Genomic DNA, 26,352 nt, shown 5'->3' on the forward strand with positions numbered 1-26,352 from the left:
ATATTAATGGTATAATATTTACAGATATGATAATTAATAAGAGGAAAGGATGTTTATATAATGGAAAATGATTTAACAATGCAAGAATTACTTGACCAGCAAGAACAAGTATTCAGCAAAGTGAAAGTTGGAGAATTAATAACTGGAAAAATAACTGCAGTTAGAAATGATGAAGTACAATTAGGATTAGACTATGGGTTTGATGGAATAATACCTATAAGTGAATTAAACATAGAAAAAAATCAATATATAGAAGATTTATACCATATAGGTGATGAAATAACTGCTGTAATAACAAAAGTATCTCAAAAAGATGGGACAATAACTTTATCTAAATTACAACTTGATAAAAGAAATGATTTTGCTGAATTACAAAAAGCTTATGATGAACATAGAATAATAACTGTAAATGTTGAAAAAAATATAGAAAAAGGTGTGTTTGCTAATTACAATACATATACATTTTTTATACCAATTTCTCAACTTGATACAAAATTCATTACAGACACATCTAAATTTGTTGGACTTAACTTAGAAGTTTATATAAAAGACTTTGATATTAGGAAAAACAGACTTGTAGCATCTCATAGAGACGTATTACAAGAACGTATAAATAAAGAGAAAGAAGAAAGAAGAGCCCAAATTAAAGCAGAAAAAGAAGCTGAAAGAGCTAGAATCAAACAAGAAAGAGAAGAAGAAAAGGCTCGTATTAAAGTTGCAAAAGAAGAATTATTTAATTCACTTGAAGTTGGACAAAAAAGAGATGGTAAAGTAACAAAAATAATGCCTTATGGTGCATTTGTGGATATTGGTGGAATTGAAGGATTAGCACATATAAACAATTTAGCTTGGACAAGAGTTGAAAGTGTTGAAGAAGTTGTTTCAGAAGGTCAAGAAGTAGAAGTTTATGTGCTAGATGTAAATAAAGATACTAAAAAAATTGCATTAGCATTAAAAGACATAAATAATGACCCATGGGATTTAATAGCAAAAGAAGTAAAAATTGATGATGTTGTTAATGCTAAAGTTCTTAGAATAATAGAAAAGGGAGCTTTTGTTCAGATTAAAGAAGGTGTAGATGCTTATTTACCAATATCTGAATTGAGTGATACTAGAGTGGCTAAAGTTACTAATGTTGTTAATATTGGAGATGAAGTTAAAGTTAAAATTCTTGACTTTAAACCAAAGACTAAAAGAATGTTAGTTTCAATAAAAGAGGCAACTAGAGAGCCAGAAGAAGATATAACAGAATACTTAGAAGTAGAAGAATCTTTAGGAAGTATTGGAGAATTATTTAAAGATAAATTTAAAGATTTAGAAGTGTAAAATAATTGAAAATGGGGCTGTTTTAAAACATTACTCTGTCTATTATGACAGCTTTAGTTTTGAAATAGCCCTTTAGCTATCTACAAAAACTTATATAAGATGTTAGGAGGAAGTTTAATGAAAAAGTCTATTATAGATGTACATTGTCACACCTTAATAAGTGGACATGCACACAGTACTTTTAAAGAAAATGTTGAAGAAGCAATTCAGAAAAATATAAAATATCTGGGAATATCAGACCATGGACCTAATATGCCAGGAGGTCCACATCCATTTTATTTTTATAATTTACATCTACTTCCACGAAAAGTACAAAATGTAAGAGTTCTTAGAGGAATAGAAGGGAACATAATGGATTATGATGGAAATTTAGATGTTCAGGAAGATATGTTACAGCATCTAGACTATGTAATTGCAAGTCTGCATAGACCTTGTATAATTTCAGGAACAAAAGAAGAAAATACAAATGCTATTTTGAATGTAATGGATAAACCTAAAGTAAAAATAATTGGTCATCCAGATGATAGTAGATATCCTTTAGATTATGAATCTATAGTAAAGAAAGCTAAAGAAAAAAACATTCTTTTAGAAATAAATAATTCATCATTAAGTTCAAATTCTCATAGAACTGGAACTTGGGAAAATGCAAGTCACATGTTAATGCTATGTAAAACATATGGTGTAAGAGTAATTCTTGGTACAGATTCTCATATATGTTATTCTATAGGAGAATTTGAAAATGCAGAGAAAGTTTTAAAATCAGTAGATTTTCCAGATGAATTAGTCATAAATTATCATGAAGATGAAATTATAGAGTTTTTTGATATTAATTTTTAGAATCGTAGGAGTGAAAAATTTTGAGTAAAAACAAGTTTATCTATATGAATTATTATGACAATGGTTATTTTAAAAAAGGAATGGCTATATATATGGTCTTGGCACTTGTAATTTTAGCTACGATTTTTATATATTCAACGACAATCTTATACCTTTTATGTATAATAACAGCAGTTTTTCTTTTTAAACAAGGTCGTGATTTTTCAAATAAATATGAGGGAGAGGTATATCTTACTCTCGATAATCATTCAATATCAATAAATAATCAATATATATTCAGTATAAAATCTAAAAAAAATCAAAAGTTTAACTATAAAATAATAGAAAAAATAGAAGTGGCAAAAAAAATATTAAATATATATACTGATGATTCTAGTTACAAAATTAGATTGAGTGCATTGAGTGTAGAAGATGAAAAAAAATTATTGAATATCATAGAGGAAAAGATGAAAAAGTTTAAGGTATAATACTATACTATTTTCAATAGTTAGCATGGTTTATAAAATTACTTATCAAAAATAAAAAATAAAAAAACATAGATAATTATTTTTTTGTGTTGACAATACTTTTTAATGTGTATATAATAACTATTAAATCAAAATATTTAGAAAATTTAAATGATTAAAAAAGCGATGAATAGAAGTAGTAAGAACAATGAAACTTTCAGAGAGCTAAAGTGTGGTGTGATTTAGCAGTTGATAGTTCTGAACTTGTCTAGGAGCTGTTTCCAGGATTTAAGTCTTAGGATAATCGGAGTAATTCCACGTTATAGGAAATATAGTCATCAAGTATTGATTTTGGCTATTACTAAGAGAGCTTTTTATAAAGCTAAATAGAGTGGTACCGCGAGCAAAACCTCGTCTCTAATTTTATTAGAGATGAGGTTATTTTTATTCTAATGATAAAATTAACATTTATTCTTATGAATTAAATAGGGTAAGATTGCGTCGATATAAGGTATACTGGATACAAAAAAACAAAAAAGGGGGAAATAGCATGCAATATGGTAAGTATAAAAAATATGGTAAAATGCAAATAGAAAATCGTAAATGGCCAGATAATGAGATATTTAAAGCTCCAATTTGGTGTAGTGTTGATTTAAGGGATGGAAATCAATCACTACCAACACCTATGAGTGTAAATGAAAAAGTCAGAATGTTCAAAATGCTTTTGGATACGGGATTTAAGGAAATAGAAGTGGGATTTCCATCAGCATCAAATACAGAATATACATTTTTAAGAAAACTAATAGATGAGGATATGATTCCAGATGATGTAACGATACAAGTTCTTACACAATCTAGAGCCCATCTTATAGAAAAAACATTTGAATCAATAAGAGGATGTAAGAAAGTAATTATACATTTATATAATTCTACATCGGTTCTTCAAAGAGATGTGGTCTTTAATATGAGTAAACAAGAAATAATAGATATAGCAGTTGAAGGGGCAAAATTGTTTAATGAAGAAGTAAAAAAATACCCAGAGACAGAATTCACTTTTGAATATTCACCAGAAAGTTTTACAGGAACAGAAATGGATTATGCACTTGAAATATGTGAGGCAGTGATAGATGTTTGGAAGCCAACTCCACAAAAGAAGGTGATAATAAACCTTCCATCAACAGTGGAAATGGCAACACCAAATGTGTATGCAGACCAAATAGAGTGGTTTTGTGAAAATGTAAGTTGTAGAGATTCTATTATACTAAGTTTGCACACTCACAATGATAGAGGAACTTGTACAGCAGCAAGTGAACTTGGGTTATTGGCTGGAGCAGATAGACTTGAAGGTACTTTGTTTGGAAATGGTGAAAGAACGGGAAATATGGATATAGTAAATGTTGGACTTAATCTTTATACACAAGGGATAGACCCAGATTTAGATTTCAGTAATATTGATAAGATAAGAGAAATATATGAGGGATGTACAAAACTTATAGTGCATGATAGACATCCATATGCAGGTAATCTTGTACATTGTGCTTTTTCAGGTTCACATCAAGATGCTATTAGAAAAGGCATGATAGCAATGAAAAACAGAGCTGATGATTACTGGGAAGTTCCATACTTGCCAATAGACCCTCATGATATAGGAAGAGAATACAAAGAGATTATTAGAATAAACAGCCAATCTGGTAAAGGAGGAGCTGTTTATATAATGGAAACAGATTATGGATTTATGATACCTAAGAATATGCATTCTGATTTTGGAAATGTAGTAAAAATGGAATCTGATAGAATAGGGGAAGAACTTAGTAGTGAAGCAATATTTAACTTATTTAAGAAAGAATATATTGATGTTGAAAGCCCTTATAAAGTTAAAAAATATAAAATAAAATCAATGGATGAACTAAACTATGAAAATGATGACTCTAATGATACCAACATGATTGAGATGACTGCAAGAATAACTTACATGGGAAATGAACAAAGGATTGTTGGTGTAGGAAATGGGCCTGTAGATTCATTTAACAATGCATTAAAAGAATGTGGTATGAAAGATTACAAATTCAGATACTATTGGGAACATGCACTAGAAGAAGGTTCACATTCAAGAGGTGTAGCTTATGTAGGGATAGAACACAACGATAAAGTCTATTTTGGTGTAAGTATATCGGAAAACATAAATACGGCAGCTATTAATGCACTTATGAACGCAATAAATAAAAGTTATATTGAGGAGGAAGTAAAAGATGGGGATGACTATGACACAGAAAATCTTAGCCAAACATGCTAATTTAAATGAGGTTAAGAAAGGGCAGTTAATTGAAGCAGATTTAGATATAGTTTTAGGAAATGATATAACATCGCCAGTAGCTATTAGAGAATTTGAAAAATTAGGTATTGAAGATGTTTATGATAAGACTAAAGTAGTGATGGTTTTAGACCACTTTGCACCTAACAAAGATATAAAGAGCGCAGAACAATGCAAGTTTACAAGAAGTTTTGCAAAATCAAAAGGGGTTATAAATTTCTTTGATGTGGGAGAGATGGGAATAGAACATGTTCTTCTTCCTGAAAAAGGGATAGTAACAGCTGGAGATGTAATTATAGGTGCAGATTCTCATACTTGCACATATGGAGCATTAGGAGCATTTTCTACTGGTGTAGGTTCGACTGATATGGGAGCAGGTATGGCTACAGGAAAATGTTGGTTTAAGGTACCTGGAGCAATAAAATTTATTTTAAAGAATAAACCAAATAAATGGATAAGTGGTAAAGATGTAATACTTCATATAATAGGTAAGATAGGCGTTGATGGTGCACTTTATAAGTCAATGGAGTTTTGTGGAGATGGAGTAAAGTATTTATCTATGGATGATAGATTTACTATTTGTAATATGGCGATAGAGGCAGGAGCTAAAAATGGAATTTTTTCAGTAGATGACAAAACTATGGAATATATAAATTCACATAAGTGTACAACAATAACAAAAGATGTAAATGTATACGAAGCAGATAAAGATGCAGTTTATGATGAAGTATATGAAATTGATTTAGCTGAACTAAGAGAGACAGTAGCTTTTCCTCATCTTCCTGAAAATACTAAAACAGTAGATGAGATTGATACGGATATAAAGATAGACCAAGTTGTAATAGGCTCTTGTACAAATGGAAGAATATCAGACCTTGAAGTAGCATCTGAAATCATGAAAGGTAAAAAAGTTGCAGATGGAGTTAGAGTTATGATATTCCCTGGAACTCAACAAGTATATCTTGAAGCTATAGAAAGGGGTTATATCACTACTTTTATAGAGGCAGGAGCAGCAGTTTCTACTCCAACTTGTGGACCTTGTTTAGGAGGTCATATGGGGATACTTGCGTCAGGAGAAAAATCAATTTCAACAACAAATAGGAACTTTGTAGGAAGAATGGGTCATGTTGATTCAGAAGTATATCTTGCAAGTCCAGCCGTAGCAGCAGCATCAGCTATAACTGGTAAAATATCAAAACCATCAGATATAATTTAAAGGAGGTAAAGTTTATGATTGCTAATGGAAGTGTTTTTAAATTCGGTGATAATATAGATACAGATGTAATAATACCAGCTAGATATTTAAATATAGCTGACTATAAGGAATTAGCTATGCATTGTATGGAGGATATTGATGATAAATTTGTTTCTAAGGTAAAAAAAGGAGACATTATAGTTGCCACTAAAAACTTTGGTTGTGGTTCATCAAGGGAGCATGCTCCAATTGTAATAAAAGAAAGTGGAGTGTCATGTGTAATTGCGTCTACTTTTGCTAGAATATTTTTTAGAAACTCTATAAATATAGGGCTTCCTATACTTGAATGTGAAGAGGCTGCTAATAATATAGAAGAAGGAGATAATGTAGAAGTAGATTTTTCTACAGGTGTGATAAAAAATATAACAAAAGGAAAAGAGTATAAGGCGGAACCATTTCCTGAGTTTATGCAAAATATTATACTAAAAGAAGGCTTAATCAATTCGATAAAAGCAAACAGGGGGTAGTGGGGTATGAATTATAATATAGCAGTCATAAAAGGTGATGGTGTTGGACCAGAAATAATAGATGAAGGTATAAAGGTTCTAAATAAAATTTGTTGTAAATTTAACCATAGATTCGATTGTGAATATGTATTAGCTGGGGGATGCGCAATTGATGAAACTGGAGAAGCTTTACCAAATAAAAGTGTTGAAGTTTGTCGAAAAAGCGAAGCGGTATTACTTGGTGCTGTTGGCGGTCCAAAGTGGGATAAATGTAAGGGTGATATAAGACCAGAAGCAGGTCTTTTAAAGTTAAGAGAGTCATTGGGCTTATTTGCAAACTTAAGACCAGCAACAATGTATGAAAGTATAAAAGAAGCTTCACCACTTAGAGCAGATATAGTTGAGAAAGGCATTGATTTTGTTGTTGTAAGAGAGTTAACAGGGGGCATTTATTTTGGAGAACGTGGAAGAAAAATTATTGATGGCATTGAAAATGCTTATGATGTAGAGACATATAACGAAAATGAAATAAGAAGAATTGGTAAGAGAGCTTTTGAAATAGCCAGAAATAGAAAAAGAAAACTTATAAGTGTAGATAAGGCAAATGTACTTGAGAGTTCAAGACTTTGGAGAAGTATAATGGAAGAACTAGCTAAAGAGTTTGAGGATGTCGAGTTATCCCATATGTATGTTGATAATGCTGCTATGCAAGTTGTAAGAGAACCTAGTCAGTTTGATGTAATAGTAACTAATAATATATTTGGAGATATAATATCTGATGAAGCATCCATGATTACAGGTTCTATAGGTATGTTACCATCAGCATCACTTAGAGAAGATAGTTTTGGTATGTATGAACCAATACATGGAAGTGCACCTGATATAGCGGGAAAAGATATTGTGAATCCAATTGCAACTATTCTATCTGTAAGCATGATGCTAAGACACAGTTTTAACTTAGAAGAAGAAGCTAAGTGTATTGAAGATGCTGTGCAAAATGTACTTAATAAAGGATATAGAACTAGTGATATCTATAATGGCATGGGAACTGTTGTAGGAACGAAAAAAATGGGCGAATTAATAGTAAATGAAATATAGAATTATAATTTAATTTGTATAATATAAGTTGAATGTATAATTTGGAAAATTAGTAAAAAATCTATTATAATATAGTTTATCTTTAGAACACAATATAGTTTTAAGTAATTTTAATTACATAAAACTATATTGTGTTTTTTTAGAAAGTAATATATAAAATTAAAGTTCTAATATTTAAAATAGTCTATTTTTATTATTAGAAGTTTGCAGGGATTTAATTAATATTATATAATGTATTTTAGAATTATTTAACATTAAGCCACTATTAATGTAGGTTAGGAGATGGAATTTTTGGCAAAGTATAAGGTTTTAAAAAAGCAAAATAGTAGCAAATCTTGTTTAGTTTGTGGGACACAAAATGAACTAGGACTTAAAGCAGATTTTTATGAACTTGAAAATGGAGAACTTGTATCAATTTGTAATACAAAAGATTGGCATCAGAGTTATCCAGGAAGAGTACATGGAGGTATGTCTGCTGCAATATTAGATGAGACTATTGGAAGAGCTGTAAGTATAAATGATGACCAAATTTGGGGTGTAACAGTGTCTTTAGAATTAAAATATAAAAAGCCAGTACCAACAGATGCTACTATAAAAGTTGTTGGAAGAATAACTAAAGAGAATAGAAAATTGTTTGAAGGTACAGGAGAAATAATTCTACCAAATGGAGATATAGCAGTAACAGCAACAGGAAAGTATATGAAAATGCCTATTGGTCAAATTTCAGAAGGTGACTTTTCTAATGAAGAATGGTTTTTTGAAGAATCAAAAGAAAATGTAGAATATATTGAAATTTAATTAAAAAAAGTTTATATCTAAAAAAGATAAAATTAAAAAATTATATAAAAAATATAAGATAAAAATAAATTAGCTATACTAAAAAGATTTCTCTTAATAGCGTTAAATTTACATATCAAAAAAATTAATTTATATAGCTAAAAAGTCTATTTTTTTTGAGAGTATATTTCAGAATATTCAGACTTGTGATAATGCACGAAATGAATGATTTCATAAAATATATAATATAAATTATACATAAAAAATAAATTTTATGTTGACATAGTTAATTCAGCTTGATATTATAGTTATTAAAAATAAGGACAGTAAAAACGCTATCCATATTACAAACTAAAAAAGGGGGGAATTATAATGAGTAAGAAATTATTTATTCCTGGTCCTATTGATGTTAAAGAAGAAGTCTTGCAAAAGATGGCTACACCAATGATAGGACATAGAGGAAAAGATGCATCTGTACTCCAAAAGAGTATAAGTGAAAAAATGCAAAAACTATTCTATACAAACAACACGATACTTTTATCCACGTCATCCGGAACTGGTTTAATGGAAGGCTCCATTCGTTCCTGTACATCCAAAAAGGCAGCAGTATTTTCCTGTGGATCCTTTGGTGATAGATGGTACAAAATGGCAGTGGCTAATAATGTCCCAGCGGATATATTTAAAGTTGAATTAGGAGAGGCAACAACACCAGAAATGGTTGATAAGGTGCTTTCTACCGGAGAATACGATTTAATAACTGTAACTCACAATGAAACTTCAACTGGAATAAGAAATCCAATAGAAGAAATTGGAGAAGTTGTTAAAAAGTATAAAGATGTGGTCTACTGTGTAGACACTGTAAGTTCAGCCGGTGGAATAAAAGTCGAGGTTGATAAGATTGGAATAGATATTTGTATAACATCAGTACAAAAAGCACTGGGATTACCACCAGGAATGTCTATTTGCACATTTTCTCAAAAAGCAATCGATAGAGCTAAGCAAGTACCTTTTAGAGGAGTATATCTTGATTTGTTAGCAATGTATGAATACTTAATCAAGAAAAACTACCAATACCCTTCAACACCATCTCTTTCTCACATGTTCGCTTTAGATTTCCAATTAGATAATATATTAGATGAAGGCTTAGATAACAGGTTTAACAGACATGAAGACATGGCAAACTTAGTTAGAAACTGGGCTAAAAAACACTTCCAAATTTTTACCAATGAAAATCACTTATCCAATACACTTACTGTTATAGAAAATACTCAAGGTATTAGTGTATCAAATTTAAATTCAAAATTACAAGAACGAGGATTCCAGATAGCAAATGGCTATGGCGATTTAAAAGAAAAAACTTTTAGAATTTCACATATGGGTGACTATACTGTCGAAGATGTACAAGAATTATTAGATAATATTGATGATATATTAGGTTTTAATAAATAATATTATAAAATTATGTATATTTTAAGATAAATTTAGAATATATTTTATAAAAATTACATATTAAATTTTTAACAAAGAATAAGAAAATTTGATATGACTTTAATAAAAAATATTTTGAAAATTATATAAACAGAAAGTTAAACTAAATAAAGTGTTTTATGGATAAAAATACTTTAAAAAATAAAAATTGGGAAAATTAAGTGAATAAAAATTGGAGGAGTTTGTTATGTATAATATATTAATTACTGATGGAATAGAGAAAGAAGCAGCGAGAAAATTGAGAGAGTTAAATTTTAATGTTATAGAGCAGTTTTATGAAAAAGATGTTTTAGGAGATAAACTTAAAGATGTTGATGTACTTGTAGTACGTTCAGCTACTAAAGTTACTAAAGAGGTAATAGATAAAGCATTAGAGGGAAAAAAATTGAAGTTAATAGTAAGAGGTGGAGTAGGATTAGATAACATAGATGTTAAATATGCACAGGCTAATGGCATAAAAGTTATGAATACTCCAAATGCAAGTAGTATATCTGTTGCAGAACTTACAATAGGTCAATTGTTTGTACTTGCAAGATTCATAAATACTGCAAATGTAACTATGAGAGATGGAAAATGGGAGAAGAAAAAATATAAAGGTACAGAAATTAATGGAAAAACACTTGGACTTATTGGTTTTGGAAGAATTGCAAAAGAAGTTGCAAAGAGAGCCGAACTATTAGGTATGGATGTTATATATACTGACATAATGGGTGAAGCACAAGGCTTTAACAAATATAGATTCTGTGATATGGAAGAAGTTTTAGAAAAGGCAGATTTCTTATCTTTACACATACCATTTGATAAGAATAAGGGGGCAGTAATTACTGAAAAAGAAATAAACAAGATGAAAGATGGTGCTTATTTACTAAACTGTGCAAGAGGTGGTTTAGTAGATGAGAAAGATTTACTAAAAGCATTAGATGAAGGTAAATTATCAGCAGCAGCTATAGATGTTTATGAACAAGAACCTACATTAAATCTAGACTTAGTGAATCATCCAAGAGTTTCTCCTACACCTCATATTGGTGCATCTACAGTAGAAGCTCAAGAAAGAATAGGAGAAGAAATAGTAAATGTGATTCAAGATTTCTTTCTTGACTTCAACAATATAATAGAGGTAGCATTATAAAATATTTATATAATTAGGGGGAAATAAGTAATGGCAACGATTAAACCATTTAAGGCGGTTAGACCAAATAAATATATAGTAGATAAAGTAGCAGCACTTCCTTACGATGTTATGAATAGTAAAGAAGCTAGAAAAATTGCAGAAGGGAATCCATATTCATTTTTGCATATAGATAAATCAGAAATTGATTTAGATGAAAATATAGATTTATATGATGAAAAAGTTTATTTAAAAGCGCGAGAAAATTTAGATGAATTTCGACAACAAGAAATTCTAGTAAAAGATGATAAAGAGTGTATATATATATATAAACAAATCATGGATGGTAGAGCTCAAGTTGGTATAGTAGCATGTATATCAGTTGATGAAAGCTTAAATGGAACAATAAAAAAACATGAATACACTCGACCAGAAAAGGAAATTGATAGAACTAAGCATATAAAATACTGTGATGCTAATACGGGAACTATACTTGTAACTTATAAACATCAAAGATTAATAGATGATATAATCAACGATTTTATGGAGAATAATGACCCTTTATATGATTTTGTAACAGATGACAAGATAGAGCATACAGTATGGAAGATTGAGAATGATGATATAATATGCAATTTAGTAGATGAATTTGGAAAGTTAGATTATCTATATATTGCAGATGGCCATCATAGGACAGCTTCAGCAGAAAATGTAGCAAAAGAGATGAGAGCTAAGAACCCAAACTATACTGGAAAAGAAGAATTTAACTATTTTATAGCAATGATTGCACCAGATGAGAATTTAATGGTTTTAGATTATAATAGAGTTATCAAAGACTTAAATGGTTTAAGTGAGGAAGAATTTATAAATAAAATAAAAGAAAATTTTGAGCTAAAAGAAATAGAAGGAAAAGAAAAATATAAACCTGACAAAAAAGGAACTTTCGGAATGTATCTAGGTAATAAATGGTACAAAATGGAGGCTAATAAAAACTTATTAGAAATAGAAGACCCTGTTGATTCATTAGATATTTCTATATTACAAGACTATGTTATTGATGCTATTTTAGGTATTGAAAATCCTAGAGTAGATAAAAGAATTGACTTTATTGGTGGTATAAGAGGTCTTGAAGAATTAGAGAAAAGAGTTAATGAAGATATGAAGGTAGCGTTTGCAATGTATCCAACTAGTATTGAGGACTTGATAAGAGTAGCAGATGCAGGTAAGATAATGCCAGCTAAATCAACATGGTTTGAACCTAAAGTAAGATGTGGGCTATTTCTACATGAAATAAATGAATAATTAATAAAGGGCTAAGAAGTGAGAATTACACTTTTTAGCCCTTTTTTTATTGGAAATCATGCATCAAATATGAACATTAGGATATAATTTTTTCAATAATAGTTACCATTTTTTTAGAAATGGATAATTTTAACATATAGATGGTGATATTCTATGTTATAATTTAGAATGAAAAAATAAAAGGATATTATAATGTTCTACTAGAATTATTATCCGGAAACCTAAATTCTAAGTATGAATATAAAGTGTATGATTTTTGAATAAGGTTGAAATTTTATAAAATAGTGATAAATAAAAAAATGTATTTTAGGGGAGATAATACATATTATTTTTTTTGTATGAAATGAAGGGGATAGTAATTAATTAGAAAAGGAATGAATAATAATGAATATATTACATTATTAGCGTTGATATATTAAAAGTGAAGTTACAGTTTTAGTATTTATTAAGATTGAAGTATGAATGAAGGCTTTATAAATAAATATAAAGGTATATTGTTTAATTCTAATATAGGAATGCAGAAAATATTTATCGAAAAATCTTAAAAATAGGAGTGCATGCAAAGGTTTGCAATGTGAATAAAGAGCACTAAACTTTAGTTAAATGTTTCTTCTATTTTAAGATAACTTCCTACTGAAGAATTAAATAATATAGTTATATATAATGGGGATGTGAGTATGATGAACAGACTAAAACCAAGAGTTTTAGGTATTAGTATCTTGTTTATTATTATAATTATTTTAACTGGTGGTGCTATTTTTAAGTTTAAGTTTAAATTAGATAATAAGTTAAAAGAAACCACGCATATGTATTTGGCTGAGTTTACAGAACATAATATAATTAATCTTAAGACGAGGCTTAGTGGTCAATTTGACATGCTTGAATCCATTGCTAATTTCATTGGAAACTTGAACAATATAAATGATGAATTGGTAATTGATTTAATGGATTCTGGTGTAAAGCGAAGTTCTTTGATTAGAATGAATGTTTCTACATTAGATGGCAAAAGTTATTCTAATGATGGAATCATCAGTAATATTCAAGATAGAGATTACTTTAAAAAAGCTAAAAAAGGAGAAAGTAATATATCAGAGCCTTTAGAGTCTATTATTAATAAAAAAGAAATAATAGTTCTATCTACACCAATTTATAAAAGCGGGAAAATAGTTGGTGTTTTAAGTGGAGTTTATGATTCAACAAGGCTAAATGAGTTGTTAAGATTATCTGCATTTGATGAAAAAGCAGATGTTTTTATTGCCAAGAAAAATGGAGATATAATTGCTCAAAATATAAATGAAAATAGTCAAATGCTATCATGTATATTTAAGCTTTTTGACAAAGAGAATTGTGATGAAGTTGATTGTCTAAAAACGATAAAAGAAAATATGCAAAATAGTAAATCAGGATATTCTAATTATAATTTAGATAATAAAAAATTTATGTTAAACTATCAGCCACTTGGAATTAATGATTGGTATATTTTTTCTGTCGTACCAAATGAAATAGTATCTATTCAGTCAGAAAATATATCTTATGATGTATATGTATTTGCATTAGAAATACTACTAGTTATATTGATTTTTATAGTATACATAGCATGTATTATAAATAACAACACTAAGGCCATTGTAAATGAAAAAGAAAAATTTAAGGCACTTACTGATAATATACTTGGAGGGGTTAAAAACTGTCTTAAAGATGAGTGTATGACTATGACCTATGTAAGTCAAGGATTTCTAGAACTTACGGGTTACTCTAATGAAGATTTAAATAGCATATTTAAAAATAAATTCAAAGATATAATTTATAAAGAAGACATAGACAAGTTTAATTGTATTATTCTAAATCAATTAGAGAAACAAGATAGAATTGAAGTTGAATATAGAATTGTAAAAAAAGATGGAAGTATAATTTGGGTTTTAGAGAGAAGTAAATCTATAAAAGATAGTAAAGGAAATGAGTGTATTCAGGGTGTTTTAACTGATATAACAGAGCTTAAGAAAATACAGGAAGAGTTAAATTCAAAAAGATTTGAAATAGAAGCTATCAACAATAGTATTGTTGGTGGAATAGTTATAACTGAAATAAATGACGATTTTGACAGTATATATTTAAATGAGGGCTATTTAAATATGATTGGATATACACGTAAACAACTAAAAGATGAATTAAATAATAAGCTAATAAAACTGATTTTTAAAGATGATAGAGTAGCAATGATTGGTAGCATCAATGAACAGCTCAAAGTAAGTGATACATTTGAATGTGAACAAAGAGTTGAGAAAAGAAATGGCACGATTGTCTGGGTTTTATTAAAAGGGAGAAGAATAATTTATGAAAATGGAAAATCTGTATTGTGTAGTGTTATTGTAGATATTACTTCTGCTAAATTATTAGAGCAAGAACTTAAAAAAAATGAAGAGCGTCATGAGATTATTATAAAACAGACACAAAATATCATAGTAGAGTGGGATATAAAAAAAGACCAAATGAATATCTCACCAAATTGGTATAATAAGTTTGGTTATGACCCTATAACTGAAAACGCAACAAAAAATATAATTAAATCAGTAGATATATATCATGATGACATGAATAAGTTTATTTCATTAATTAAACTTACTTCTGGAGGTAGTGAATATGAAGAGTGTGAAATTAGACTTAGAATTAGGGATACTACTTATGCTTGGTTTAGCATAAAGGCAACAACACTTTTTGATGATAATGGAATACCTTATAAGGTTGTAGGAAGTTTGACTGATATTGATGAGTCAAAGAGAGAAGCTGAAAAGTTGAAAGAAAGAGCAGAAAAAGACCCTTTAACAGACTTATATAATAAAAAAGCATCCCAATCACTTATAGAAGAATACATAACATTAGATAAAAAAAGAAAAGGTGCTTTAATGATTATTGATATTGATGATTTTAAAGGAATAAATGACAACTTAGGACATTTATATGGAGATGCTGTATTAAGTGAAATTGCGAGTGATTTAATCAATCTATTTAGAGCATCTGATATAGTAGGAAGAATAGGTGGAGATGAGTTTATTGTTTTTATGAAAGATATTTCTGAAACAAGGGATATTATAAATAAAGCAGATGAACTGGTTAAAACTTTTGAGAGGTCTTTTATAGGGAAAGGGTACAATTATAAAATATCGTTGAGTGTTGGAATTGCGAGATTCCCACAAGATGGTATGGACTATATGCAGTTGTTTAGAAATGCAGATATAGCTCTTTACTCAGCTAAGGGAAAAGGTAAAAATTGTTATACATTATATGATAAAAGAATTTATAAAGCACAGTATATAACTAACACGAGAAATGCAGATGAAAATACCAATATAGAGAGGTCTTTTAAAGAACATATAACAAATTATATATTTGATATACTATATGAATCAAATGATATAGAAATGGCAGTAAATTTAATTCTAGATATTGTAGGTAGGTATTTTAATGTAAGCCGTGTTTATATATTTGAGAATTCAGATGATAATCTAGCTTGTAAAAACACATTTGAATGGTGCAATGAAGGTATAAGTTCAGAAATTGATAATCTTAAAAATATTTACTATGATGATTTAGGTAATTATCTTTTAAATTTTAATGCAGATGGATTATTTTATTGTAATGATATTGATAACTTAGGCAGTGATGAGAAAAAAATACTTAAGCCACAAGGTATACGCTCAATGTTACAATGTAAAATTTTAGAAGGAAATGAATTTAGAGGGTTTGTAGGTTTTGATGAATGTTCATACAATCGTATGTGGACTAATGACGAAGTAAATACACTGATATTTATATCTAAAATGATTAGTATGTTTTTATTAAAAATGCGCATGCAGAACAAACTAGAAGAGTCTTTAAAGATTCAAAAGTCTGTAATGGATAATATGGATATATGGGCATACGTTATTGATAAAAATACTTATGAATTGTTATTTGTCAACAAAAAAATGCTTGAGTCAGCACCAAATACTCATGTAGGTGATTTATGTTATAAGGCAATCTGGAACAATCAAAATGAACCTTGTAAAAAATGCCCTATGAGACATTTAAAAGATAGTGATGATACTTGTAAATCATTTATGCATAATAGAAAGTTTGATGTAAATGCAAACATAACTACAACTACTTTGAAATGGTTTGATGGCAAAGATGCATGTCTAATCTTTGGAAATGAAGTAAGTAGTATTGAGACTGAAGAAAATGTTTAAAATACTGTATTATAGATTACTTAAAATCACAATTTGAATTTATTAGACTTAAAATGTCTATATAAATCATTTAAGTTGTGGTTTTAAGTATTTTTTGTGATATAATTAAGCGTTAAGAACAAAATAGAAAGATACTTTTGTATGAAAAAATATTTGTTAAATATATATTAAGCAGGTGATAATATGGAAAATAAGTTTTTACCAATAAGTAAACAGGATATGATAGATAGAGGATGGGAAGAATTAGATTTTGTTCTAGTTACAGGAGATGCGTATGTAGACCATCATAGTTTTGGGACAGCAATAATATCCAGGGTTTTAGAAAATGCTGGCTACAAGGTTGGAATAATAGCTCAACCAGATTGGAAGACTACAGAAGATTTTATGAGGTTAGGAAAGCCTAGACTTGGATTCTTAGTCAATGCAGGGAATATGGACTCTATGGTTAACCACTATTCTGTTAGCAAAAAACATAGGGAGAAGGATATGTATTCTCCAGGTGGAAAAATGGGACATAGACCAGATAGAGCTACTATAGTTTATTGCAATAAAATAAGAGAAGCATATAGTGATGTTGCAATAATAATAGGTGGGATTGAAGCGAGTTTAAGGAGATTTGCACACTATGATTATTGGAGTGATAAGGTCAGAAAATCTATGTTAATAGATAGTGGAGCTGATTTATTAGTTTATGGTATGAGTGAAAAGCAGATTGTAGAGGTAGCCAATGCACTTAATGATGGATATGACCCAAAATATATTAGACATATTGATGGGACATGTTATGTTGCAGATACATTAGATGAAGTATATGATAAATATATATTAATTCCATCATATAAAGAAATATGTGAAGACAAAATGAAGTATGTAGAGGCTTTTAAAATTCAATATGATGAACAAGACCCATTTAGAGGAAATGTAATTGTTCAGCATCAGGGGAGTAAGTATTTAGTACAAAATAAGCCAGAGAAGCCACTTAGCAGAGAAGAATTAGACGAAGTCTATGGATTACCATACCAAAAGACATATCATCCTGTGTATGAAAAATTTGGTGGTATACCAGCGATAGAAGAAGTTAAATTTAGTATAGTAAGTTCAAGAGGTTGTTTTGGTAGTTGCTCATTTTGTGCAATAACATTTCATCAAGGTAGGGCAGTGCAAAGTAGAAGCGAAAAATCAATTGTTGATGAAGCGATAGGAATAACAAATTTGGATGATTTTAAAGGATATATACATGATGTTGGAGGGCCAACAGCTAATTTTAGAAGGCCAGCATGTAATAAACAAATTACTAAAGGTGCTTGCAAAAATAGACAATGTCTATCACCATCACCATGTAAAAATCTAGATGCAGACCATAGTGAGTATCTACACTTACTTAGAACTGTAAGAAAATTACCTAAAATAAAAAAAGTATTTGTGCGTTCTGGTATTAGATACGATTATGTAATGGCAGATAAAAACAATAAGTTCCTTAGAGAGTTGATAGAACATCATGTAAGTGGTCAATTAAAGGTAGCACCAGAGCATATATCAGAAGAAGTTTTAAAATATATGCAAAAGCCAGCAGGAAAAACTTATGATAAGTTTAGACAGAAGTTTTTTGCTATAAATGAAGAATTGGGTAAAAAGCAATATTTAATACCATATTTAATGTCTAGTCATCCTGGCTCAACATTAAACAGTGCTATAGAGTTAGCTGAGTATTTAAGAGATACTCATTATCAACCAGAGCAGGTTCAGGACTTTTATCCGACTCCTGGGACACTATCTACAACAATGTTTTATACAGGTATAGACTCACTTACAATGCAACCAGTTTATGTACCTAAGTCAAAACGTGATAAGGCGATGCAAAGAGCTTTATTACAGTATAGAGCACCTAGAAATTATGATTTAGTGTATTCTGCATTAGTAGAAGCAGGAAGAGAAGATTTAATTGGCTTTGGACATAGATGTCTAATAAAGCCAAGAGATGAGAAGCCTTATTTTAACAGAAATAATTCTAAGAAAAATACATCTAAAGGTGCAAATAAAAATAAAAGAGCTAATACAAATAACAAAACTAATAAGAATCAACAAAAAAATTCAACTAAAAAAAAGAAAAAATATTAGAATATAAATAAAAATATTTAAATAAGAAGGATAATTCGATAAATTAACAGAAATTAATATAAATAAATATAATTATTTTATAAGATGTTAGCTTTGGGAGGAAAAGATGAAAAAGTATATTTCTATAATATTGTTAGTAGTATTTGGGGTAGTTTTTTTGGGAGGATGTACATCAGAAAAAGGTAAATCTCCAAAAAAAGAGTTATCAGTTGTTAAAGAAGTAAAAGTGGCTGTTCCAGATGGATTACCAGCAGTAGCAATAGCTAAACTTGCAAATGAAAATCCAGAAATTAAAGAAGGCTACGAGACAAAGTATAGTATTGAGAAGACACCAGAGGCGATTTCTACTAGAGTGATGAAAAAAGATATAGATATAGCTATAGTTCCATCAAACATGGCTGCAATAGCATATAATAAAACTTCAGCATATAACATTGTTGGTACTGTAGGAATGGGTTCACTTTATTTAGTGTCAACAGAAAATATAAAAGACTATTCTGATTTAATTGGTAAAGAAGTTGGATGTACTGGTAAAGGACTTACTCCAGATATAACTATAAAGAGCCTTTTATTACAAAAAGATATAAGTTCTTCAGATATAAAATTCAATTATGTGAATTCAGCAAGTGAATTAGTACCATTATTGGCTACTGGTAAAATTACAACAGGTATTGTTCCAGAACCTGCACTTAGTGCCTTGATGTCTAAAAATCCAGATATAAAAATTATAAAAAGTTTAAATGACTCATGGAAGGAAGTAAGTGGTTCAAAAGATGGTTATCCTCAATCTACATTAATTGTAAAATCTGAGTTCTTAAGAGATAATAAAGATTTTGTGGATTCTTTTGTCGGTCAATTATCAAATAGTATAGATTGGGCAAATAAAAATCCTGAAGAATTAGGGGCATATTCTGAAAAAATAAAAATATCTACGGAATCCAAGATAATAGGAAAAGCTCTTGAAAGAGCTAATTTAAAATATATTCCAGTTAAAGACATGGTCAAAGACTACAAAAACTACTATGATAAATTGGCTGATTTTGATGATAAGACATTAGGAGGCAAAGTACCAGATGAAGCAATATACTTTGTTGAGAAATAAAAAAAATAAAGAACAATTTATAGATAAATTAGAGGTAACACTTTCTTGTGTTATCCTCTTATTTTTATGGCAAATTATCGCTTTAAAAGTTGATAATGACATATTTTTACCTACAGTAACTCAAGTATTTAATAGCATTAAAGAAATCATACTAAATTCTACTTTCTATATAGATGTACTTTATTCTCTGGGCAGATGTTTTTTTAGTTTTTTATTTGCTATGATTTTTGCTATTATACTATCAATAATGTCTTACTTAAGTAGGTTTTTTAGAAATTTATTAAAACCAATCAATGCTTTAGCACGTTCAATACCAACTATGATATTGGTAGTACTTGCACTTATCTGGTTTGAAAAAGATAGTACACCTTTTATAGTTGGCTTTGCTATAGTTTTTCCTATCTTATATGATAACGTTTTGGGAGCTATATTTAATATAGATAAGAACTTGTTAGAAATGGCAAGTGTGTATAAAATAAGATTTGTAGATAAGGTATTAAAAATTTATTTGCCAGCCATAAAATTTCAAATTATATCTATATTAGTATCAACCTTTTCTTTGAGCTTGAAAGTTGCTATAGCAGGAGAGGTGTATAGTCAACCTACATATGGTATTGGAACTATGATACAGACTGAAAAAATTAATTTTAATACATCTGGAATATTTGCATGGATAATTATTGTTCTTTTAATTTCCGCCATTTTGCAAATAACTCAAAAGTCTTTAGCAAGGAGAGCTTTTTTATGGAAAAGATGAAGCTAAGTATTGAAAATATAAATAAAAGATATGATAAGCATATTATATTTAAAAATTTTAATATTGATTTTTATGAGAATGAGGTTAATTGTATTCTTGGAAAATCAGGGTGTGGAAAAACTACACTTTTGAATATAATAAGTGGAATTATTAAAAATGATACTAACAATTTAAATATCAAAGACGAATTGAATAAAAGAGAAAGTAAATTGGAAGCTAGTTACATATTTCAAGATGATAGACTTATAGACTGGTTAACAGTAGAAGAAAACATAAAGATAGTCGTAAATAGATACTATAATAAAACTCAACTAAATAAAATTTGTGACGAGTATTTAGAATTGGTTGGAATTAGTGAATATAAAAAATTCTATCCTCAAATGCTTAGTGGAGGTCTTAGACAAAGAGTAAATATCGCTAGAGCTTTTATATATCCATCAAGAAATATTATTATGGATGAACCATTTAAATCTATTGATGCAAAAAATACACAAATTATAATGGATAATTTTAGAGATATACTAAAAAAAGAAAATAGAACTGTGTTATTTGTAACTCATAATATTGAGGAAGCATTATTTTTAGCGGATAGAATATTTATTTTAGGTGATTCTCCTATTAGAATAAAAAAAATACTAAAAAATTCTAAGGAATTGGAAAAAAATGAAGTTTTGAAGTTAATATAGAGTTATAATAATACTGTTATTTTAAAATATGCTTATTTAAAAGTATAAGACTACATTAAAATAGTACAGAATATTCGAAAAGATGTATAATGTTCGTATTTTATGAGAGGGAAGTGAATATATGGTTAAGACTAATGCTATGAGAATCTTAGATTCAAATAAAATTGATTATAAAGTAATGTCTTATGAAGTGAAAAGTGAACATGTAGATGGTGTTGAGGTAGCACATGATATAGGAAGAGATGTAAATGAAGTATATAAGACTTTAGTAACTCAAGGAGTTAGTAAGAATATCTATGTATATGTAATACCAGTACATGAAAACTTGGACTTAAAAAAGGCTGCAAAAGTAGCTAAGGAGAAAAGTGTGGAGATGATTCATGTAAAAGATATAAATAAGTTTACAGGATACATTAGAGGCGGATGTTCTCCTATAGGTATGAAAAAACTTTATAGAACTTTTGTAAATGAAAGTGCAAAAAATTTAGATACAATTATCGTGAGTGCAGGTAAAATAGGATATCAAATAGAACTGTCACCATTTGATTTACAAAAGCTTATACAAGTAGAATTTGTAGATGTAATAAAATAATAAAAATTACATAAAAAACATAGAGACTATATGCTTAATGATAAGAGTTATATTGTTTATAACATTAGTAATAACTCTGAAATAAATATTCAGTTACTTATATGTAATTGTACAAAAATATTGAGAAATTTTAAGAATAATGGTAAAGTGTAAGTATAATCACGAATATTTTTTATAAAGTAATGGAGGGATGTTCGCTTGAGAAAAATAAAGTCTGAACAAATTATTGAACATGTAAAAAAACTTTGTATAGAAGCAAGTTTATATTTAGGAGAAGATGTTTTAAGCTGTATAAAAGAAAGAGCTAAAAGTGAAAAGAGTGAAGTTGGAAAAAATATATTAAATATATTAGTTGAAAATGCTGAAATAGCAAAAGAAAAAAATATACCAATATGCCAAGATACTGGTATGGCTGTATTTTTTGTTGAATTAGGACAAGAGGTTGTAATTGAAGGTGATACGCTTACTGATGCTATAAATGAGGGAGTAAGACAGGGATATGAAGAAGGGTACCTAAGAAAATCTGTTGTAAGCCCAATTAGCAGAGTGAACACAAAAGATAATACACCAGCTATTATTCATTATGAGATGGTGAAAGGTGATAAAGTTAAAATAGAATTTGCAGCCAAGGGATTTGGAAGCGAAAATATGAGCAAGATGAAAATGTTAAAACCATCAGATGGTCTGGAAGGAATTAAAAAATTTATAATAGATACAGTTTCAGACGCTGGACCTAACCCATGTCCTCCTATGGTAATAGGAGTTGGTATAGGCGGAACTGTGGATAAATGTGCTCAAATAGCTAAAAAAGCACTTTTTAGAGAATTAGGAGAATTTAATAAAGATGAAAATATAGCTAAACTTGAAAGTGAATTATTAGCATCTATTAATAAGCTTGGAATAGGACCTCAAGGTTTGGGAGGTACTACAACAGCTTTAGGTCTAAATATAGAGACTTTTCCTACACATATAGCAGGTCTTCCTGTTGTTGTAAACATAAACTGCCATGCATCAAGACATAAAAAGGTAGTAATTTAGGAGGAAAATAAAATGATAAAGATAACTACGCCTGTAAGTGAAATTGATATAGCTAAATTAAATTGTGGAGATACAATTAGTTTGAGTGGTATACTTTATACAGCAAGAGATGCTGCTCATAAAAGATTGATAGAGTGTATAAATAAAGGAGAGGAATTACCATTTGATGTATATGGTCAAGGAATATATTATGTAGGTCCTACTCCTACAAAGCCAGGCGAAATTATAGGTGCTGCTGGTCCAACAACAAGTTATAGAATGGATGATTTAACTATACCTCTTTTAGAAAGAGGTCTTAGATTGATGATAGGCAAAGGAAAAAGAAGTGATGAAGTTATAGAAGGTATGCAAAAATATGGAGCAGTCTACCTTGCTGCGATAGGTGGAGCTGGAGCATATATTTCAAATTCAATAAAATCATGTGAAATTATTGCATATGAAGATTTAGGAGCTGAAGCTATAAGAAAGATTGTAGTAGAAGACCTTAAACTTACAGTAGCTATAGATAGCTATGGGAATAATATATATGAGCAAGGTCGAGCACTTTATGAATGTAAATAAAGTTTAGAAATTTATATGCATATCAAAATTTAAAAACAGTTGTATATATTTTAAGGAGGAAAATTGATGTATAAGGATTATGCAAAATTGGCATTAGAAATGCATGAAATTAATAAAGGAAAAGTAAGTGTAGAAAGTAAGGTAGAAATTAAAACTAAGGACGATTTATCAACAGCATATACGCCAGGTGTTGCAGAACCTTGTTTAAAAATACATGAAAGTCAAGATGATGTTTATAGATATACTTCTAAAGGTAATCTAGTAGCAGTAGTTAGCGATGGAAGTGCTGTGCTTGGATTGGGTAATATTGGTGCTGAAGCATCTATACCTGTTATGGAAGGTAAGGCTATATTATTTAAACAATTTGCAAATGTAGATGCTTTTCCAATTTGTTTAAAGACTAATGATGTAGATGAGATAGTTAAATCTGTTGAATTGATGGAACCAGTATTTGGAGGAATAAATTTGGAAGACATATCTTCTCCAAGATGTTTTGAGATAGAAGAGAGACTAAAAAAATCTTTAGGTATACCTGTTTTTCATGATGACCAACATGGAACAGCGATAATAGTTGCAGCAGCTATAATAAATTCAATAAAGTTAATTGAAAACAAAAAAATGGAAGATTTAGAAATAGTTATAAATGGAGCAGGAGCTGCTGGTATAGCTATAGCAAAGATATTACTTAATATGAATGTTAAGAATATAATATTATGTGATAGAAGTGGTGCATTAGAAGCTAGTATAGAAAATCTAAATTATGTTCAAAAAGAAATGTTGGAAGTAACAAATATAAGAAATGAAAAAGGTTCTTTAAAAGATATTATAAAAGGAAAAGATGTATTTATAGGTGTTTCAGGTCCAGGAGCTGTTACAAAGGAAATGGTTGAAAGTATGTCTGAAAAGCCAATAATATTAGCAATGGCAAATCCTACTCCAGAGATAATGCCAGAGGAAGCAAAATTAGGTGGAGCATTTATAATGGGAACTGGTCGTTCAGATTTTCCTAATCAAGTAAATAATGTATTGGCTTTCCCAGGAATATTTAGAGGGGCACTTGATGTTAAGGCTAAAGAAATTAATGAAGAGATGAAGATAGCTGCTGCATATGCAATTGCCAATACTATAAGTGATGAGGAAATATGTCCAGAGTACATATTACCAGATGTATTTAATAAAAATGTTGTAAAAAATGTTGCTGAGGCAGTTAAAGAAGCAGCTATAAAAACTAAAGTAAATAGAATATAATCTTTTTATAAACTTTATATATGATTTGTCTTATTTTTAAAAATATTTATAAATGCTCGTATATCCTTATTTTATTGGATATATGGGCATTTTTACTATCTAATGATACTCATTATATTTTGTCGTGTTGATTTTTATTGTTGTGCTTATATGTGAGTGATATAATACGGGTATGATAAAGTGAAAAATTTAAATTTGTGGAGGTGCAATAAATAATGGAATATAAAGTTAATGACCAAGAACTTAATGTATCAATATTTATACCATTCGTTAACAGAATATGGCCAGGTGATTATGATATGGATAAAACACAGACAGCATTATCGAAAACATTGAATATAACTGCTTATGATGATAAAGTGCTTGTGGGCTGCCTACGAATTCTTTCGGATGGCTATTATTTTGGAACAATTACAGAATTACTTGTTCTTCCAGAGTATCAGAAAAAAGGTATTGGCAGTAGACTTCTACAGCTTGCCAAAGAAAATACACCAACCATGTTGTACTTTGGTGCACAATCAGGAGTAGAAGAGTTCTATGAAAAAAACGGATGCCAAAGGAGCTTACAATCCTACACAATAAAAAAGAAACGATAGTTGGCAATTGAATTAGTCTTGATATGATGATACAAGATAAGGGAGATTACACAGCTAATCTGTGTATCTCTCTATCTTTATTAACACAAGTTATGATATTTACTATATACTTTTTCTTCCCAATATAAAAACCCAATTTTGATTAAAACATATGCCCTTATCATTTTGAAAAGGATAAAAGCCAGTTTTTCTCTTACCATTTATATCTTCCTGCATACAAGTGATAATCTTTTCTTTTGCTGTTTCATTGGTAAAGGTTAAGTCTAGCCAAGCCATTAAATTTTGCTCGATTTTCTTTGAGTCACATTTTTCTATGTGTAAACCATAATTTTCAAATAGTTTTTGCATTTCATCTCTACTTAAGTTTTTTACATGAGATGGGTCACGCAAAGTTTCAAGTTTATCCTCTATACTTCTCAATGTTTCGTGAGGAGCTTCCATGTCAATCATTATTAATTTACCATTAGGTTTTAATACTCTTACCATTTCTGAAAATGCAGTGCTTACGTTTGTGAAATGATGAAAAGCAAGACGAGAAAATACAATATCAAAACTGTTATCTAAAAATGGAAGTTCCTCTGCACAACCTTTCATAAAAAACATATTATCTAAGTGATTTTTATCTGCTTCTTTCTTTCCAGCTTGTAGCATAGATATTGTTGCGTCTAAGCATACTACTGCTTGTACAAAAGGTGAGAAGAAACGTCCACAAATACAAGTTCCCGAAGCTACTTCTAAAATAGTATCATGTTTATTGGGAGCTATATTGGACAGAGTATAATCTAAGTAATCTTGTTTTGAAAATTGTACAGTATCACTTTCAAAATTAGGGGCTTGTACATCGAAAGACTGATTAAGTATTTCTAAATTTGATGGTTTCATAGTGCGGTTCCTTTCTTATTTTCAATGTTAGTTTCCTCCTTATTTTATCTTTTTTAAATCTTTTTACAGACTATAATTTGTGTTCTTATTGATATTTGTTGACTGATAATGTAGTGTGTAAGAGAATAAATCTGTATCTATTTACATGTCTC

Annotated in this window: 22 protein-coding genes and 1 other annotated feature; of the genes, 21 read left to right on the forward strand and 1 reads right to left on the reverse strand. The window is 29.3% G+C overall.

Features of this window, described 5'->3' with window-relative positions; genetic code table 11:
- Positions 1 to 60 precede the first annotated feature (60 nt).
- From ACTG44_RS05185 to ACTG44_RS05285, 21 genes are all read left to right on the forward strand, one after another.
- Positions 61 to 1,326: a 30S ribosomal protein S1 gene (locus ACTG44_RS05185; RefSeq protein ID WP_021383773.1), complete on the forward strand. Its 1,266-nt coding sequence runs from the start codon at positions 61 to 63 to the stop codon at positions 1,324 to 1,326.
- Between the two features lie 117 nt (positions 1,327 to 1,443).
- Positions 1,444 to 2,163, forward strand: coding sequence for a phosphatase (locus tag ACTG44_RS05190; protein ID WP_021383759.1), 720 nt, complete (start codon positions 1,444 to 1,446; stop codon positions 2,161 to 2,163).
- Positions 2,164 to 2,183: 20 nt separating this feature from the next.
- A complete protein-coding gene (locus ACTG44_RS05195) occupies positions 2,184 to 2,630 on the forward strand; it encodes a hypothetical protein (RefSeq protein ID WP_021383765.1) in 447 nt (148 codons plus the stop codon).
- A gap of 156 nt (positions 2,631 to 2,786) precedes the next feature.
- Positions 2,787 to 3,031, forward strand: a binding site (T-box leader).
- A gap of 128 nt (positions 3,032 to 3,159) precedes the next feature.
- Positions 3,160 to 4,902, forward strand: a complete 1,743-nt coding sequence (gene leuA, locus ACTG44_RS05200) for a 2-isopropylmalate synthase (protein ID WP_021383762.1) — start codon at positions 3,160 to 3,162, stop codon at positions 4,900 to 4,902.
- Entirely contained in the window at positions 4,859 to 6,136 is a 1,278-nt protein-coding gene (gene leuC, locus ACTG44_RS05205) for a 3-isopropylmalate dehydratase large subunit (protein ID WP_021383794.1), read from the forward strand. The genes leuA and leuC overlap by 44 nt, the downstream gene beginning before the upstream one ends.
- Positions 6,137 to 6,150: 14 nt before the next feature.
- A complete protein-coding gene (gene leuD, locus ACTG44_RS05210) occupies positions 6,151 to 6,642 on the forward strand; it encodes a 3-isopropylmalate dehydratase small subunit (RefSeq protein ID WP_021383791.1) in 492 nt (163 codons plus the stop codon).
- Positions 6,643 to 6,648: 6 nt separating this feature from the next.
- Positions 6,649 to 7,719, forward strand: coding sequence for a 3-isopropylmalate dehydrogenase (gene leuB, locus ACTG44_RS05215; protein ID WP_479919956.1), 1,071 nt, complete (start codon positions 6,649 to 6,651; stop codon positions 7,717 to 7,719).
- A gap of 282 nt (positions 7,720 to 8,001) precedes the next feature.
- Positions 8,002 to 8,517, forward strand: a complete 516-nt coding sequence (locus ACTG44_RS05220) for a PaaI family thioesterase (protein ID WP_044212935.1) — start codon at positions 8,002 to 8,004, stop codon at positions 8,515 to 8,517.
- A 351-nt stretch (positions 8,518 to 8,868) separates the two neighbouring features.
- Positions 8,869 to 9,945, forward strand: coding sequence for a pyridoxal-phosphate-dependent aminotransferase family protein (locus tag ACTG44_RS05225; protein WP_021383755.1), 1,077 nt, complete (start codon positions 8,869 to 8,871; stop codon positions 9,943 to 9,945).
- A 226-nt stretch (positions 9,946 to 10,171) separates the two neighbouring features.
- Positions 10,172 to 11,113, forward strand: coding sequence for a D-2-hydroxyacid dehydrogenase (locus ACTG44_RS05230; protein WP_479918310.1), 942 nt, complete (start codon positions 10,172 to 10,174; stop codon positions 11,111 to 11,113).
- A gap of 30 nt (positions 11,114 to 11,143) precedes the next feature.
- Positions 11,144 to 12,394 (forward strand): DUF1015 domain-containing protein, encoded by a 1,251-nt coding sequence (locus ACTG44_RS05235; RefSeq protein ID WP_021383787.1) that lies wholly within the window; start codon positions 11,144 to 11,146, stop codon positions 12,392 to 12,394.
- A 677-nt stretch (positions 12,395 to 13,071) separates the two neighbouring features.
- Positions 13,072 to 16,620 (forward strand): sensor domain-containing diguanylate cyclase, encoded by a 3,549-nt coding sequence (locus ACTG44_RS05240; protein WP_479921421.1) that lies wholly within the window; start codon positions 13,072 to 13,074, stop codon positions 16,618 to 16,620.
- Positions 16,621 to 16,803: 183 nt separating this feature from the next.
- The gene (locus ACTG44_RS05245; RefSeq protein ID WP_479921422.1) at positions 16,804 to 18,738 is read left to right on the forward strand and encodes a YgiQ family radical SAM protein; all 1,935 of its coding nucleotides are present in this window, start codon (positions 16,804 to 16,806) and stop codon (positions 18,736 to 18,738) included.
- A 106-nt stretch (positions 18,739 to 18,844) separates the two neighbouring features.
- Positions 18,845 to 19,840: an ABC transporter substrate-binding protein gene (locus ACTG44_RS05250; RefSeq protein WP_479919959.1), complete on the forward strand. Its 996-nt coding sequence runs from the start codon at positions 18,845 to 18,847 to the stop codon at positions 19,838 to 19,840.
- Positions 19,812 to 20,597: an ABC transporter permease gene (locus tag ACTG44_RS05255; protein ID WP_479919960.1), complete on the forward strand. Its 786-nt coding sequence runs from the start codon at positions 19,812 to 19,814 to the stop codon at positions 20,595 to 20,597. The genes ACTG44_RS05250 and ACTG44_RS05255 overlap by 29 nt, the downstream gene beginning before the upstream one ends.
- Positions 20,585 to 21,283, forward strand: coding sequence for an ABC transporter ATP-binding protein (locus tag ACTG44_RS05260; protein WP_479921423.1), 699 nt, complete (start codon positions 20,585 to 20,587; stop codon positions 21,281 to 21,283). The genes ACTG44_RS05255 and ACTG44_RS05260 overlap by 13 nt, the downstream gene beginning before the upstream one ends.
- 121 nt (positions 21,284 to 21,404) lie before the next feature.
- Positions 21,405 to 21,875: a Cys-tRNA(Pro) deacylase gene (gene ybaK / locus ACTG44_RS05265; RefSeq protein WP_021383743.1), complete on the forward strand. Its 471-nt coding sequence runs from the start codon at positions 21,405 to 21,407 to the stop codon at positions 21,873 to 21,875.
- Positions 21,876 to 22,073: 198 nt separating this feature from the next.
- The gene (locus tag ACTG44_RS05270; protein ID WP_479921424.1) at positions 22,074 to 22,913 is read left to right on the forward strand and encodes a fumarate hydratase; all 840 of its coding nucleotides are present in this window, start codon (positions 22,074 to 22,076) and stop codon (positions 22,911 to 22,913) included.
- Positions 22,914 to 22,925: 12 nt separating this feature from the next.
- The gene (locus ACTG44_RS05275; RefSeq protein WP_021383770.1) at positions 22,926 to 23,474 is read left to right on the forward strand and encodes a Fe-S-containing hydro-lyase; all 549 of its coding nucleotides are present in this window, start codon (positions 22,926 to 22,928) and stop codon (positions 23,472 to 23,474) included.
- 66 nt (positions 23,475 to 23,540) lie between these two features.
- Entirely contained in the window at positions 23,541 to 24,722 is a 1,182-nt protein-coding gene (locus ACTG44_RS05280; RefSeq protein ID WP_479918318.1) for an NAD(P)-dependent malic enzyme, read from the forward strand.
- Positions 24,723 to 24,937: 215 nt separating this feature from the next.
- Complete coding sequence (locus ACTG44_RS05285) at positions 24,938 to 25,318, forward strand: GNAT family N-acetyltransferase (RefSeq protein ID WP_479919962.1); 381 nt, start codon at positions 24,938 to 24,940, stop codon at positions 25,316 to 25,318.
- A 102-nt stretch (positions 25,319 to 25,420) separates the two neighbouring features.
- Here the strand turns inward: ACTG44_RS05285 and ACTG44_RS05290 are convergent, their stop codons facing one another.
- The gene (locus tag ACTG44_RS05290; RefSeq protein ID WP_021383800.1) at positions 25,421 to 26,200 is read right to left on the reverse strand and encodes a class I SAM-dependent methyltransferase; all 780 of its coding nucleotides are present in this window, start codon (positions 26,198 to 26,200) and stop codon (positions 25,421 to 25,423) included.
- Between the last annotated feature and the right edge of the window lie 152 nt (positions 26,201 to 26,352).

The organism is Clostridioides sp. LIBA-2809 (genome assembly GCF_056688965.1).

Coding starts and splice junctions, on each gene's coding strand:
- ACTG44_RS05185 (WP_021383773.1), top strand. CDS start 61: ATGGAAAATGATTTAACAATGCAAGAATTACTTGACCAGCAAGAACAA.
- ACTG44_RS05190 (WP_021383759.1), top strand. CDS start 1,444: ATGAAAAAGTCTATTATAGATGTACATTGTCACACCTTAATAAGTGGA.
- leuA (WP_021383762.1), top strand. CDS start 3,160: ATGCAATATGGTAAGTATAAAAAATATGGTAAAATGCAAATAGAAAAT.
- leuC (WP_021383794.1), top strand. CDS start 4,859: ATGGGGATGACTATGACACAGAAAATCTTAGCCAAACATGCTAATTTA.
- leuD (WP_021383791.1), top strand. CDS start 6,151: ATGATTGCTAATGGAAGTGTTTTTAAATTCGGTGATAATATAGATACA.
- leuB (WP_479919956.1), top strand. CDS start 6,649: ATGAATTATAATATAGCAGTCATAAAAGGTGATGGTGTTGGACCAGAA.
- ACTG44_RS05220 (WP_044212935.1), top strand. CDS start 8,002: ATGGAATTTTTGGCAAAGTATAAGGTTTTAAAAAAGCAAAATAGTAGC.
- ACTG44_RS05225 (WP_021383755.1), top strand. CDS start 8,869: ATGAGTAAGAAATTATTTATTCCTGGTCCTATTGATGTTAAAGAAGAA.
- ACTG44_RS05230 (WP_479918310.1), top strand. CDS start 10,172: ATGTATAATATATTAATTACTGATGGAATAGAGAAAGAAGCAGCGAGA.
- ACTG44_RS05235 (WP_021383787.1), top strand. CDS start 11,144: ATGGCAACGATTAAACCATTTAAGGCGGTTAGACCAAATAAATATATA.
- ACTG44_RS05240 (WP_479921421.1), top strand. CDS start 13,072: ATGATGAACAGACTAAAACCAAGAGTTTTAGGTATTAGTATCTTGTTT.
- ACTG44_RS05245 (WP_479921422.1), top strand. CDS start 16,804: ATGGAAAATAAGTTTTTACCAATAAGTAAACAGGATATGATAGATAGA.
- ACTG44_RS05250 (WP_479919959.1), top strand. CDS start 18,845: ATGAAAAAGTATATTTCTATAATATTGTTAGTAGTATTTGGGGTAGTT.
- ACTG44_RS05255 (WP_479919960.1), top strand. CDS start 19,812: ATGAAGCAATATACTTTGTTGAGAAATAAAAAAAATAAAGAACAATTT.
- ACTG44_RS05260 (WP_479921423.1), top strand. CDS start 20,585: ATGGAAAAGATGAAGCTAAGTATTGAAAATATAAATAAAAGATATGAT.
- ybaK (WP_021383743.1), top strand. CDS start 21,405: ATGGTTAAGACTAATGCTATGAGAATCTTAGATTCAAATAAAATTGAT.
- ACTG44_RS05275 (WP_021383770.1), top strand. CDS start 22,926: ATGATAAAGATAACTACGCCTGTAAGTGAAATTGATATAGCTAAATTA.
- ACTG44_RS05280 (WP_479918318.1), top strand. CDS start 23,541: ATGTATAAGGATTATGCAAAATTGGCATTAGAAATGCATGAAATTAAT.
- ACTG44_RS05285 (WP_479919962.1), top strand. CDS start 24,938: ATGGAATATAAAGTTAATGACCAAGAACTTAATGTATCAATATTTATA.
- ACTG44_RS05290 (WP_021383800.1), bottom strand. CDS start 26,200: ATGAAACCATCAAATTTAGAAATACTTAATCAGTCTTTCGATGTACAA.